Annotated in this window: 13 protein-coding genes and 1 pseudogene; 13 read left to right on the top strand and 1 reads right to left on the bottom strand. The window is 65.6% G+C overall.

Annotated elements, in window-relative coordinates:
• Positions 1 to 66 precede the first annotated feature (66 nt).
• The 13 genes and pseudogenes from hpt (at position 67) to cls (ending at position 12528) form a co-directional block, all read left to right on the top strand.
• A complete protein-coding gene (gene hpt / locus K1X41_RS04950) occupies positions 67 to 627 on the top strand; it encodes a hypoxanthine phosphoribosyltransferase (RefSeq protein WP_132204539.1) in 561 nt (186 codons plus the stop codon).
• A gap of 146 nt (positions 628 to 773) precedes the next feature.
• A complete protein-coding gene (ftsH, locus tag K1X41_RS04945) occupies positions 774 to 2972 on the top strand; it encodes an ATP-dependent zinc metalloprotease FtsH (RefSeq protein ID WP_220175452.1) in 2199 nt (732 codons plus the stop codon).
• Between the two features lie 5 nt (positions 2973 to 2977).
• Positions 2978 to 3574, top strand: a complete 597-nt coding sequence (gene folE, locus K1X41_RS04940; protein ID WP_132204543.1) for a GTP cyclohydrolase I — start codon at positions 2978 to 2980, stop codon at positions 3572 to 3574.
• Positions 3574 to 4842, top strand: a complete 1269-nt coding sequence (folP, locus tag K1X41_RS04935) for a dihydropteroate synthase (RefSeq protein WP_220175781.1) — start codon at positions 3574 to 3576, stop codon at positions 4840 to 4842. The genes folE and folP overlap by 1 nt, the downstream gene beginning before the upstream one ends.
• Positions 4820 to 5178: pseudogene (folK, locus tag K1X41_RS15400) on the top strand (2-amino-4-hydroxy-6-hydroxymethyldihydropteridine diphosphokinase); the annotation flags it as partial. The gene folP and the pseudogene folK, both read left to right, overlap by 23 nt.
• Positions 5152 to 5367: a 2-amino-4-hydroxy-6-hydroxymethyldihydropteridine diphosphokinase gene (locus K1X41_RS15395; RefSeq protein ID WP_396426511.1), complete on the top strand. Its 216-nt coding sequence runs from the start codon at positions 5152 to 5154 to the stop codon at positions 5365 to 5367. The pseudogene folK and the gene K1X41_RS15395, both read left to right, overlap by 27 nt.
• Positions 5357 to 5869 carry a DUF3180 family protein gene (locus tag K1X41_RS04925; RefSeq protein ID WP_133615962.1) on the top strand — a complete coding sequence of 171 codons (513 nt, stop codon included), beginning with the start codon at positions 5357 to 5359 and terminating at the stop codon, positions 5867 to 5869. The genes K1X41_RS15395 and K1X41_RS04925 overlap by 11 nt, the downstream gene beginning before the upstream one ends.
• A 120-nt stretch (positions 5870 to 5989) precedes the next feature.
• Positions 5990 to 6439: a PH domain-containing protein gene (locus tag K1X41_RS04920; protein WP_132205224.1), complete on the top strand. Its 450-nt coding sequence runs from the start codon at positions 5990 to 5992 to the stop codon at positions 6437 to 6439.
• Positions 6436 to 8343: a PH domain-containing protein gene (locus tag K1X41_RS04915; RefSeq protein WP_258566659.1), complete on the top strand. Its 1908-nt coding sequence runs from the start codon at positions 6436 to 6438 to the stop codon at positions 8341 to 8343. The genes K1X41_RS04920 and K1X41_RS04915 overlap by 4 nt, the downstream gene beginning before the upstream one ends.
• Complete coding sequence (locus K1X41_RS04910; RefSeq protein ID WP_220175450.1) at positions 8340 to 9176, top strand: DUF2520 domain-containing protein; 837 nt, start codon at positions 8340 to 8342, stop codon at positions 9174 to 9176. Before K1X41_RS04915 ends, K1X41_RS04910 begins: the two co-directional genes overlap by 4 nt.
• The gene (gene lysS, locus K1X41_RS04905) at positions 9112 to 10695 is read left to right on the top strand and encodes a lysine--tRNA ligase (RefSeq protein ID WP_220175449.1); all 1584 of its coding nucleotides are present in this window, start codon (positions 9112 to 9114) and stop codon (positions 10693 to 10695) included. The genes K1X41_RS04910 and lysS overlap by 65 nt, the downstream gene beginning before the upstream one ends.
• A 72-nt stretch (positions 10696 to 10767) precedes the next feature.
• The gene (locus tag K1X41_RS04900) at positions 10768 to 10947 is read left to right on the top strand and encodes a hypothetical protein (protein WP_132204553.1); all 180 of its coding nucleotides are present in this window, start codon (positions 10768 to 10770) and stop codon (positions 10945 to 10947) included.
• Positions 10948 to 11046: 99 nt separating this feature from the next.
• Positions 11047 to 12528 carry a cardiolipin synthase gene (gene cls, locus K1X41_RS04895; protein WP_132204555.1) on the top strand — a complete coding sequence of 494 codons (1482 nt, stop codon included), beginning with the start codon at positions 11047 to 11049 and terminating at the stop codon, positions 12526 to 12528.
• 10 nt (positions 12529 to 12538) lie between these two features.
• On the opposite strand, the gene K1X41_RS04890 is transcribed toward cls, so the two are convergent.
• Complete coding sequence (locus tag K1X41_RS04890) at positions 12539 to 13336, bottom strand: GAP family protein (protein ID WP_258566658.1); 798 nt, start codon at positions 13334 to 13336, stop codon at positions 12539 to 12541.
• Positions 13337 to 13387 lie beyond the last annotated feature (51 nt).

Raw genomic sequence — 13387 nt, 5'->3', positions numbered from 1 at the left:
CCGGAAACTGCGTCCGGCGCAGCAAAGAGTGAGGAAGCCGTCAGCGGTCCGGTCTAAAATAGGCACATGGACGCGACTCACCTGGGCAATGACCTCACCGTAGTACTGCACACCGAAGCTGAGCTGCTCGCTCGCCTGGCCGAGATGGCTCGCGAGATTGAGGCCGACTACCCCGAAGAGCCGCCGCTGCTTGTCGGCGTCCTCAAGGGCGCTGTGATGGTGATGGCCGATCTCGCCCGGGAGCTGCGTTTCCACGCGCAGATGGATTGGATGGCCGTCTCCTCGTACGGCGCTGGCACGAAGTCGAGCGGAGTCGTCAAGATTCTGAAGGACCTTGACGCCGACATCGCCGGACGTGATGTGCTGATCGTCGAAGACATCATCGACTCTGGACTCACGCTCTCGTGGCTGAAGGAAAACCTGGAGAGTCGCGGCGCGAAGTCGGTGCGCATCTGCACGATGCTCCGCAAGCCTGAGGCGCTGAAGGTGCAGGTCGACGTTGCGTATGTTGGCTTTGATATCCCTGTGCAGTTCGTGGTCGGCTACGGTCTCGACTATGCGGAGAACTACCGCAACCTCCGTGACGTGGCGGTTCTGGCCCCCCACGTGTACGGCGGCGAGGAGTAGCACCGACCCGGCCCGAGTGTCCCTCGGGCCGGAATCCGCGTGCGCCCTGAGCGGACAAACAGGCTTCACCAGCGTGAAGTCAGCGGTATTGGCTACGCTTGCATCGGCTGGAGATTTCCGGCACGCCTATTTCGAAAGGCCCTGACTTGGCAGAGAATTCCCCGAAGAGCGCGTCGAAGAGCAAGAAGCTGTTCCGCGGCCCGCTCCTCTATTTGGTCCTTGCACCGCTCATCGTGCTCTTGGGCTGGTCGCTGCTGTCCGGCGGCAACGTGCGCGAGGTCTCAACTCAGCAAGGCCTGGAACTGCTTGCCGATGGCAAGGCCAAGCAGGCTGAGATCATCGATGGGGATCAGCGTGTCAACCTCACGCTGACCAAGGCTGACAAGAAGGCCGGCAGCGATGAGGTGTACTTTTACTACGTTTCGCAGCGCGGCGAAGCGGTGGTTGACGCGGTTACTGATGCGAAGCTGAAGGATGGCTTTACCGACAAGGTGCCACAGCCGAACCCGCTGTGGTCCTTGCTCGGATTCCTGATTCCCCTGATCCTCATCGGCTTGTTGCTGTGGTGGATGCTCTCCTCCATGCAGGGTGGCGGCCGCGGTGTGATGCAGTTCGGCAAGTCAAAGGCGAAGCTCGTCTCGAAGGAGACCCCGCAGGTCACCTTCGATGATGTGGCAGGCGCAGACGAGGCCGTCGAAGAACTGCACGAGATCAAAGACTTTCTCCAGGACGCGACACGCTTCCAAGCCGTCGGCGCGCGTATCCCGAAGGGTGTGCTGCTGTACGGCCCGCCAGGAACCGGCAAGACCCTGCTGGCACGCGCTGTCGCAGGAGAAGCCGGGGTTCCGTTCTACACAATCTCCGGTTCGGACTTCGTCGAAATGTTTGTCGGCGTCGGCGCGAGCCGTGTCCGCGACCTCTTCAAAGAAGCCAAGGCGAACTCGCCCGCCATCATCTTCATTGATGAGATCGATGCGGTAGGCCAGCGCCGCGGGCAGGGCATGGGCGGTGGCCACGACGAGCGGGAGCAGACGCTGAATCAGCTGCTCGTCGAAATGGACGGCTTCGATCCGAAGACGAACGTCATCATGATCGCCGCGACGAACCGGCCGGACATGCTGGACCCAGCGCTGCTGCGCCCGGGTCGCTTCGATCGCCAGATCGGCGTCGATGCTCCGGACATGCCGGGCCGCCTCAAGATTCTGCAGGTCCACTCGAAGGGGAAGCCGCTCTCGCAAAACGTCGACCTTGCGGTCGTCGCGCGGAAGACGCCCGGGTTCTCCGGTGCTGACCTCGCGAACGTGCTGAACGAGGCAGCGCTGCTCACCGCGCGCTCGAACGCACAGCTGATCGACAACCGTGCGCTCGATGAGGCGATCGATCGAGTGATCGCTGGCCCACAGCGCCGCACCCGGGTGATGAAGGATCAAGAAAAGTTGATCACTGCCTACCACGAGGGCGGCCACGCCTTGGTGGCAGCTGCGCTGAACCACACCGACCCCGTCACGAAGATCACGATCCTGCCCCGTGGCCGCGCGCTCGGCTACACGATGGTGATTCCGCTCGAGGATAAGTACTCAATCACTCGGAACGAGCTGCTGGATCAGCTTGCCTATGCCCTGGGCGGTCGTGTCGCTGAGGAGATGGTGTTCCACGACCCGACTACGGGAGCGGGGAACGACATCGAGAAAGCCACGAGCACCGCGCGCAAGATGGTTACTGAGTACGGGATGTCCGCCTCGATTGGTCCTGTCAAGCTGGGTCAGGCCCAGCCAGGTGCCTTCATGGGCGAGTTCGGCCAGAGCCGCGACTACTCCGAGGGCGTCGCGGTGTCCGTCGACACCGAAGTGCGCGCGCTGCTCGAACAAGCGCACAATGAGGCGTACGACGCGCTCATGCAGAACCGCGACGTGCTCGATCGGCTCGCGCGCGAGCTTCTCGAGAAGGAGACGCTGGACCACAACCAGATCGCTGAGATCTTCCGCGATGTGCAGAAGTTGCCTGAGCGCCCGATCTGGCTCTCCCACGGGGATCGCCCGGTCTCGAACCGACCCCCGATCGACGTGCCGGCTGTGCTGCGCACAGACGGAGTACTCGCGATGGAGGATGCTCCGGCTGAAGGTGAGGCTGCGGCTGGTGCTGGTGCTGGTGCTGGTGCTGGTGCCGCCGAGTCTGCCCAGAGTGATGCGGGCGCAGGTGAGGCTGGCGCTACTCCTACTGCTGAGCCGGGTGTTGCCGCTCCGGCCGCGCCCGATGCTCCCGCCGCTCCCAGCTCGTCTGAACCGCCCCGCAACCTCGGCGTGCGCCCGGTCACGGACACCGAAGACGGCGGAGATTCCCGGTAACCACTATGAACGAGACCGTTGATCGTGAGCGGATCGCTGCGGCGGTCCGTGAGCTGCTGAGCGCGATCGGATCGGACCCCGATAGCCCGGAACTGGCGAGTACGCCGTTCCGGGTGGCCGACTCCTACGCTGAGTTTTTCGCGGGTGTCGGCCAGGATCCATCCGGTTTCCTCAGCGACGCGGTCCCGGTTGGCGAGGACACCGGAGAGCTGGTGCTCGTCCGCGACATCGTGTTGCGCTCGGTGTGCGAGCACCACCTGCTCCCGTTCCGCGGTCGCGCTCATGTCGCATACCGCCCGGGCGGTCGCGTGGTGGGGCTGAGCGCGATTCCGCGCATTGTTGATGTGCTCGCAGCTCGCCCGCAGGTGCAGGAACGGCTGGGGGAGCAGATTGCCCAGACCCTCGTTGACGGGCTGGATCCGCTTGGCGTGCTTGTGGTGCTCGAGGCGAGCCACGGCTGCGTTGCGGACCGCGGTGTGCGCCAGACGGAAGCGCTCGCCGTGACGGTTGCCTCGCGCGGCACGCTCTCGGATCCGCAGGCGCAGGCCGCAGTGTTCGCTCTGCTTGGCCGAGCCACTGCGCTCGGAAGCAGCTCGGCGTGATGCGTGGCGGCGAGGTGCGCCCCCTGCTACTCGGGGTGCTCAACGTCACGCCAGATTCGTTCAGCGATGGCGGGGTCTATCACGCCACCGAGCGCGCCATCGCGCGCGGGCACGAGTTGGTGGCGCAGGGCGCTGACATTGTGGACATCGGCGGCGAGTCGACCAGGCCCGGAGCGACGCCTGTGTCCCCAGCGGACGAACAGGCGCGCGTGCTCCCAGTGATCACCGCGCTCACCGCCGCCGGCATTGCGGTGTCGATCGACACGATCCACGCGACGACGGCTGCTGCAGCGGTGGCGGCGGGCGCTCGCTATATCAATGACGTGTCTGGTGGCCTGCACGATCCGGCCATGATGGGAGTCGCAGCGGAGGCTAGCCGCGACCACGGCGTGACATTCATTGTGGGCCATTGGCGGGGCATCCCGGACCGCGCACACCAGCGCTCTGACTACGATGATGTGGTCGCAGAGGTCCGCGGTGCCCTGGCCCAGCTCGCAGCTGCAGCTCGCGCCGCTGGCGTCGCCGCTGAGCACCTGGTGCTCGATCCAGGTCTCGGCTTCGATAAGACAGGCACGGATGGCTGGCGCCTCCTCGCCCAGCTCGATCAGCTCACGAGCCTCGGCTATCCGGTGCTCGTGGGCGCCTCGCGCAAACGGATGCTCGCTGAAGTGCTCGCTGAGCTTGCGCCGCAGGCGGGAGCAGGGTCGCACACCGGCGCAGATCCGCGCGATCTGGCGACCGCGGTGGTCAGCGCCCTCGCGGCCGGAGCTGGCGCCTGGGGTGTGCGCGTCCACGACGTGTCAGGCAGCGCGCAGGCCCTCGCAGTCGCCGGGGCGTGGGCGGCTGGCGCTGTCGCCGCTGGCCCCGCTGGCCCCGCAGTCGATCATGCTCCAGCACCCCACAACGCCGATCGCATCACTCTCACCGGGCTTGAAGTGTTCGCGCACCACGGCGTCTTCGACTTTGAGCGAGAGCGCGGCCAACGCTTCGTGATCGACGCCGAGGTGAGTGTAGACCTGAGCGCGGCCGCCGCGGGGGACGCGCTGGCCCAGACGGTGCACTACGGCGAGCTCGCCTCGGCGATCGTCGCTGCGGTTGAGCGCGATCCCGTCGACCTGATCGAGACCGTCGCCGAGCGGATCGCAGGCGTGGCGCTTCGCTTCCCAGGCGTGCGCGAAGCGCGTATTACCGTGCATAAGCCTGACGCCCCGATCGAGGCGACGTTCGCCGACGTCTCCGTTTCCATTGTCCGAAGGCCAGCGCTGTGATCGCACAGGTGGTTCCCATCCTGCTCGCGTTCGAGCGAATCTCGGGGACCGCGGTGAGACGATCCAGGCCGCCCAGGCTGCGCTCGCACGCGAGCCCGGGATCTCGAATCTGCGGGCCTCACCGCTGCGGGAGACCGTCGCGCTCACGACTACCGGGCCTGATCCGGATGCGCCGCGCTACCTCAACGGCGTTGCGACGGCCGAAACCACACTGACGCCGCATGAGCTGCTCGACGTGGTGCAACGGGTCGAAGCAGTGCACGGCCGCACGCGGGAGGTGCGCTGGGGGACCGCACCCTCGACATCGACATTATTCTTTTCGGCGGCCGCGTCATACAGGACGAGCGCCTCACGGTGCCGCATCCGCGCGCACACGAGCGCGACTTCGTGCTGGCGCCGTGGCTTGCGCTCGACCCCAACGCCGTGCTCATGGGTCACGGGCGGGTGGCCGAGCTGCTGCACCGGATTGGCGACACAACGGCCCCCACGCTCGACCGCGACCAGGAGGTTCCCGATGCGCAGTGATGAGCGTATGAATCCGCTCGTGACTCTCGCGGCTGCTGCGATGGGTATCGCGATCGGGCTGGTCGTGCAGTTCGCACTGTCCGGGCGCGGCGCGGCGCCGTTTGTGCCGCCGCTGTCGCTCGCGATCATGCTTGCGTTGATTGCAGGAGTCCTGCTGACGCTCGGGATCAGGCTGCGCCGAACGGTGCTGAAGCGCGCCGGCGCGGTCAACCCGTTCCTCGCGGTCCGGCTGCTCGCGACGGCGCGGGCCGGCCAGCTTGTCGGCGGGTTCCTCGGCGGCTTTGGAGGCGGGCTCGCGCTCTCGCTCCTCGGACGCAGCGTCCCTGCGCCCGTGAGTAGCTGGTTACCGATGGTGCTCGTGTTCGCGACCGGTGCTGCGCTCGTCGTGTGCGCTGCAATCACCGAGCACCTGTGCCGGATCCCGCCTGGCGATGGCGATACGCCTGAGGCCAGCGAGCCAGAGGCCGGCCCTAGCGGACAGACTGCGTACCGCAAACCGTAGCAAGGTGGCCTGCGTGGCCTAGGCTTGAACTGTGACTACAGAAGCCGTGCCGCAGGATGCCGCAACCCCGATTCCCGCGCCCGCAACCGAGTGGCCCCGGGGGCAGCCGAGTGGCAGCGCGTGTCGCCCTCGTATGCCTGGGCAGACCTCATCGTGAACCTCGTGCTCGTGCTCGTCGCAGGCGTCGTGCCCACCGTGCTGGTGTTGCTCAATGCGGAGGATCCGCTGATCCCGCTGTTGATCATCGGCGCGATTGTGCTTGTGCTGCTGGTGAACTCGCTGTTCGCGTTCCGCCGCGTGCGCGCGATCGGGTACATCCTGCGGGAAGATGATCTCCTGTTCCGGCGCGGGATCATGTTCGAGCGCATCGTCGCGGTGCCCTACGGCAGGCTGCAGCTCGTCGATGTGACGCGTGGCCCGCTGTTGCGCGCCCTCGGTCTCGCGACACTGAAATTCGTGACCGCCTCAGCTGCGACCGGTGTGCAGTTGCCAGGGTTGCGAGTCGACGAGGCAGAGGCGCTGCGGGACCGGCTCGTGGCGCTGGCCGAGACGCGGCGGTCCGGTCTGTGAGCGAGCACCACGAACCCGAGCGGGGTGCGGTCGACCCCGCTGCTGCTGATCCTGTAGCTGGTCCTGTAGCTGATCCCGCTGCTGCAGTTCCTGCTGGTGATCCTACAGCCGCCGCGGCTGCGACCGTTGCTCCCGCTGCCGCACTTCCCGGCACAGCGGACGCGGATGGCTGGCGCCGGATGCACCCGCTGTCGCCGCTGCTGCGTGGTGGCCTAGCGCTCGTTGTTGTTGCCGGCATTTTCATCGCGAACTTCCGTGATCGCTTCGTCGAGTTCTTTTTCGCCGATCGGTTCTTCGGTGAGGACAGCTCCTCGGAATTGATGAGCGAGCCTGACGCGATCGACTACATCTTCGAGCGCGGGCTCTTACTCGTGGTACTCGGCGGGATTCTTGCCATCGTCCTCGTGATTGTCGTGTTTTCTTGGGTCTCATGGCGGTTCACGACGTACCGGCTCGGCTCAGAGGCGGTCGAGGCGCGCAATGGCGTACTGTTCCGCAATCACCGCCGCGCTCCGCTCGAGCGAATCCAGAGCGTCAACCTGCAGCGTCCGATGCTTGCACGCGCGCTTGGGCTCACCAAGATTCAGGTTGTCACCGGCGGGCAGGGCGGCACGGTCGAACTCGCCTACCTCGGGCATCGTGACGCGAAGACCGTGCGCGAGCAGATCCTGCGCCGCGCGGCAGAGAAGCGCCGCGGAGATGAGGCGGCCGCGCTTCCGATCACTGAGATTCAGGCCCCTGGCGCCGTCGGATATGACGGTTACGTGCACGCGCCCGACACCGCGGGACTCGCGGGTCGCGCGCAAGAGTTCGCCGATTCGGACGTGGATCCGGAGGCGATCGCCGCGAACGCGCTCGTGAAAGTGCCGGTCGGCCGCCTGGTCGGCAGTATCGCGCTGAGCTGGGAGGCGGTCTGGCTGGTCATTGTGGTCGTGGTGCTCGTCGTTGGCGGCGCGATCATCGAACCCGCCATCATCATTGCGGTGATCCCGATGCTCATCGTGATGGCCGGCATCATGATCGGCCAGTTCAACAAGGGCTTCAATTTCATGCTCTCGCGCGGTCGCGATACGGTGCGCACTGGCGCAGGCCTCACCTCGACGATGACTGAGACGATTCCCTTCGGGCGAATCCACGCAGTTGTTGCACAGCAGCCGCTGTTCTGGCGGCCGCTGGGGTGGTGGAAGGTGCGGATTACAACGGCTGGGCACTCTGCGGCGCAGGCCGGTCAAAACGCCTCTCAGAACGTGGTGTTGCCGGTTGGCACCGAGGCCGATGTGCTGCGTGTGATTGACACGCTGCTGCCCGGGCTCGGCGACGACGAAGCTGAAATCGCCGGGCTGCGCGATGGTCTCACCGGACCAGCTACGGGGTACCTGCGCGCGGGGCGCCGATCCGCCTGGGTGCTGTGGCTGGGCCGTCGCCGCGCTGGGCTGAAAATCGAGGGACTCGGCAGCGAGGATGCGACGCTCCGGATCCGTCGCGGTGTGATGACCCGCACACTCTCGATCATGCCGATCGTGCGCACCCAGTCAGTGCAGTTGCGCCGGCCGCTCGTCCATCGGATGCTCGGTCTGGCCTCGATTCAGGCGCACACGCTGCTCGGGCCGGTGCAGATGACCATGCGCGGGCTCGATCTCGGCTCAGCGCGGGCGGCGTTCGACGCGCTCTCGGCGGCCGTGCTGCGGATCCAGGGCGCCGAGGCTGCGCGCCTTGCGCGGGCCCACGCGGTGGCCATGGCAGCTCCGGCTGTGCGTGAAACAGCCGGTGTTGCTGAGTCTCCCGCTGAGTCTCCCGCTGAGCCTCCCGCTGTGGCTGATGCTGCTGTGGAGGGTCACGCTGCTGCTGTGGAGGCTCACGCTGATGCTGCTCCGCCGAGCTCTCCCGGCAGGCACGCCGAGTGAGCACTGGCGTGCAGGAGTCGCGGCTCGGGGTCGGCATTATTGGTGCAGGCCGCGTCGGGCCTGTGCTCGCGCGAGCGCTCGCTGGCGCCGGACACGCGATCACCGGGATCTCTGCGGTGAGCGAGGAAAGTCGAGAGCGTGTCGAAAGCATGCTGCCCGGCGTTCCGATTCTCGACGTGCCAGAGGTGGTGCGACGATCTGAGCTTGTGCTGCTCGCGATCCCAGGGGACGAACTCGCGTCACTCGCCGCAGGTCTCGCGGCCACAGGATCGTGGCAGCCGGGGCAACTGGTGATTCATACCGCGCCGGAGCACGGCACGGCTGTGCTCGCGCCGGCGATGGCGGCGGGCGTCATCCCACTCGCTCTGCACCCCGCGATCGTGTTTACCGGCACCAGTCTTGACCTTGCCAGGCTGTCGGGCGCGACGATTGCGGTCACGGCTCCGGGGCCAGTGCTCCCGATCGGGCAGGCGCTCGCAGTGGAGATGGGCGCCGAGCCCGTGATCGTGCGCGAGCAGGATCGCGCGGCCTACGCTGACGCGATCACGGCGGCGGGAGAGCTCTCCCGCGCCGTCGTGCGTCAGGCGACTGACGCGCTGCGTGAGCTCGGCATCGAGCGCCCCGACCGGCTCGCTGGCGGAGTTGTGCGCGCAGCGATCGAGGAGGAACTGCTCGCCGCCGCGGCGCGCGACGGGGAGACGGCTTCCCGCCCGAGCCACTGGCGTAGGATGGGCCGGGTACGTCAACACCCACGGAGGATCCACCCGCATGAGCGATCAGAGTGCCGCAGGCGCACCGGCCCAGGCCACACCAGCCGAGGCCACCACTGCTGAGTCAACCCCGGCTATCAGTGCCGAGGAAATCTTCGAGCAGAAGCGCGTGCGCCTCGAGAAGCGCGACAAACTTAATGAGGGTGCTGAGCTCGCGGGCGGAGCCTATCCGGTCGTCGTTCCCGTGACCACCACGATCCCCGCCGTGCGGGCCGAGTGGGGCCACCTGGAGGAGCACCCGGATACCGTCTCCGGCGTGATCGTCGGGCTCGCCGGACGAGTCGTGTTCCAGCGCAACACGGGCAAGCTGTGCTTCGCCTCGCTGCAGGCAGGTGACGGTACCCGGATCCAGGCGATGGTGAGCCTCGCTGGTGTGGGTGAAGCATCGCTCGCGGCATACAAGGAGCTCGTCGATCTCGGCGATCACCTGTTTGTGAGCGGCGAGGTCATTTCGAGCCGTCGCGGCGAGCTGTCGATCATGGTCAAAGAGTGGCAGATCGCCGCAAAGGCGCTCGCGCCGCTGCCGAACATGTACGCGGAGCTGAGCGAAGAGACGCGGGTACGTCAGCGCTACCTCGATCTGATCCAGCGCGAACAGGCCCGCCGCAACGTGGTGACCCGCGCTCGCACCATGGCGAGCTTGCGGCACACCTTCGCCGAGCGCGATTTCATCGAGGCGGAGACTCCGATGCTGCAGACGATGCACGGCGGTGCGAGTGCCCGCCCGTTCGTCACGCACTCGAACGCCTTTGATACTGAGCTGTTTCTTCGGATTGCGCCCGAGCTCTACCTGAAGCGCGCGGTGGTCGGTGGCCTGGAGCGCGTCTTCGAGATCAACCGCAACTTCCGCAATGAGGGCTCCGACTCGACGCACAGCCCCGAGTTCGCGATGCTCGAGGCGTACCAGGCCTACACCGACTACCACGGGATCGCCGATCTCACGCAGGATCTGGTGCAGAACGCCGCGCTCGCTGCGAACGTCGGCACCGAGCGCGAGGGCACGCACGTTGTGGAGTGGGCCGATGGCACGCTCTTCGACCTGGGCGGCGACTGGGCGCGGATTTCGATGTACGGGACGTTGTCCGAGGCAGCCGGGCGCGAGATTACGCCTGAGACCTCGGTCGCTGAGTTGCAGGCGCTCGCCGATGCTGAGGGCGTGCAGGTGAAGCTCCCGAACCACGGCAAGCTCGTGGAAGAGCTGTGGGAGCACTTCGTCAAGGACGGGCTCACGAGCCCCACGTTCGTCATGGACTTCCCGCTCGAGACGAGCCCGCTGACGCGCCATCACCGCTCCATCCCCGGTGTCGTCGAGAAGTGGGATCTCTACATCCGTGGCTTCGAACTGGCGACAGGGTACTCCGAGCTCGTCGACCCTGTGGTGCAGCGCGAGCGCTTTGTACAGCAGGCCGCAGAGGCTGCCAGGGGCGATGACGAGGCGATGAGCGTCGACGAGGAGTTCCTGCGCGCGCTTGAGCACGGCATGCCGCCGTCTGGCGGCATGGGCATGGGCATGGACCGCCTGCTGATGGCGATCACTGGACTGGGGATCCGCGAGACGATCCTGTTCCCGCTGGTGAAGTAGCGACACGCGAGACACCGCAGCTGATCCGGGGGTGCTCAGCATTCCCGGATCAGCTGTCGCTAGACTGATCCCATGGACAATTGGTGGATGAACGCGGTCTGGTCGCTGACCCCGACCGTGTTGATCGGGCTCTTCTTCTGGATGGTGTTGCGCCTGATTCTGCGTGCGGATCGCACGGAGCGACGCATCTACTCGCAGATTGAAGCCGAGGAGCGCGCGAAAGCCGGGCTTCCGGTGCGCGAAGACTCTTAAGCAGCTCAGCGCCCGATACAGTACTTTCAGAGGTGCGTGTCGGTGCGTGCCCACACGAGACGCGACGCGGTCGCGGCGAGTGCGGAGGAAAGGGTGGGCATGGACTTCAGCTGGTTCGAACTGTCGTGGCCATTTGCCTGGACCCTGTTCATTCTCGTTGTCGACAATGTGGTGCGTGTGGTTGCCCTTTTCGTGGTGCCGCGGAACCGGCGCCCGACTGCAGGCATGGCTTGGCTGATGGCGATCTTCCTGGTCCCCGTGCCCGGGCTGCTGCTCTTTCTGATAATCGGGAGTAAGCGGCTGCCGCGGGAACGGGTCCAAAAACAAGAGGCGATCAACCAGTTCGTCGGAGTTATCGCGGAGCGGGAGCAGCGCGGGCTCGTGACACCAGATGAGCACCTTGAGGTTGATCTCCAGGGAGTGGTGCAGCTCGGGCGGTCGCTCGGCGCGCAGCCGATGTTGCGCGGCAACACCGCGAAACTCTGCATCGACTACGACCAGTCATTTGCGATGATGGCAGCTGCAATTCGCGAGGCGAAGGTGTACGTCCATATCGAGTTCTACATCTTGGTGCACGACGACGCCACAGATGAGGTATTTGTGGCAATGGCAGATGCGGTGAAGCGCGGCGTGCAGGTCCGCGTGCTGCTCGATCACATCTCCGCCGTGCGCAACCCGGGAACGAGGCGCACTGCGCAAAGTCTCGACTCAATGGGGGCCGACTGGGCCTACATGCTGCCGGTGCGACCGTGGCGCGGGGAGTATCAGCGTCCGGATCTGCGAAACCACCGAAAGCTCCTCGTCGTCGACGGCGAGGTTGGCTTCATGGGCTCGCAGAACCTCGTTGATTCGACGTACAACAAACCGTCAAACAAGCGTCGGGGTCTGCACTGGAAAGATCTCATGGTGCGCGTTGAAGGCCCGATTGTGCTCGGACTCGAAGCGGTGTTCCAGGGGGACTGGTATCTGGAGACAGGGGAGTACCTCACCCACCTTGCTGAGTCTCGGTTCGCAGTGGAGCGGCCAGGTGAGCTCGATTGCCAGATTGTGCCGAGTGGCCCAGGCTATGAGAGCGAGAACAACCTGCAGGTGTTCGTCTCCTTGCTCTACATGGCTCAGCACCGGATCAGCATCACGAGCCCATACTTCGTACCCGATGGCTCGATCATGAATGCGCTGCGGGCGGCGACGGCCCGTGGGGTGCACGTGGAATTGTTCGTATCAGAGACGGGCGATCAAGCAGTGGTGTACCACGCACAGCGCTCATATTATGAGGAACTCTTGCGTGCCGGGGTGCGGATCTGGATGTACCGCCCACCGTACATCCTGCATTCGAAGCACTTCACGATCGATGGCACCACCGCGGTGGTCGGCTCATCCAACATGGATCAGCGCTCCTTCGGGTTGAACATGGAGATCTCGATGGTGGTGCACGGCGAGAGCTTCATCAAGGATCTCGACGACATCAATGACTTTTACCGCGCGAATTCCCGTGAACTCACGCTCGAAGAGTGGCTGAAGCAGCCGCTCCGGTCACAGCTTCTCGACGGACTCGCCCGGCTGACCTCCGCATTGCAGTAGCGCTGAGGAGTCAACCGATCAGGGGGAGCTGCACACCGAGGTTGTTCGCAGCCATTCTGGCCAGCAAGAAGCCGAGCAGGCCGAGAATCCACGCGGTATTCTCTGAGCCCGTGCGCTGCATCCACGCCGTGAATCGCTGCAGCGGTGCCTCTGCACGCTCTGCGATTTGGATCCGGGCCACCAGCAGCAGCAGTGCGGGGAGGACCATGACGACGCAGTATCCCGCGAGCAGCGCTGCGCGCGAGATTGCAGCGATAGGTGCATCTGCGAGCATCGTCATCCCGACCACATAGGGCAGCATGCCAGCAAGCTCGATCGTGCCCGCCGCGATCGCCACGCCGGCCACTGCCGCACCGCTTGCGCGCTCATCCAGCAGCCGGGTGCGCCATCGCAGCAGTCGACCACGTGCGGGGGCGACCCCGGCGGCCTCTGTCCTGCGACGGCTCCCCACGACTCCGAGGGCGATCCCGGTGAGCAGGAGGGCGAACCCGGCAATCAAGACCAGAATCTGGCCTCCGGTGCTCTGGAGTGCCGTTCGAGCGGGTTCGATGATGTTCACCAGGCCCAGAGTGAACAGGATTCCGATGCCGAGATAGAACGCGGTGATCGTAGCGAGGTAGAGCAGGACCCTGCCAGTACGCACTCGGCCGGGGGCGATCAGGAGGAACAGTGGGATGAGTAGCGTACCGACGCTCAACCCATCGAGCAGCGCAAGCACTGCGAGGGACACCGGAAGCGGGAGCGAGAAGAGGAAGTCCATTGCTTCAGAATCGACTCCCACGGCGAACTCCGCATCGGAAGTCGGCATGAGAGCTCATCATCCCTTGGGAGGAGGCACAACCGGCGCACGCCTGCTTTG

This window comes from Leucobacter luti, from assembly GCF_019464495.1.
In the GTDB taxonomy this organism is placed as follows: Bacteria; Actinomycetota; Actinomycetes; order Actinomycetales; family Microbacteriaceae; genus Leucobacter; species Leucobacter luti_A.
This window is presented reverse-complemented; position numbering and strand designations above follow the sequence as displayed.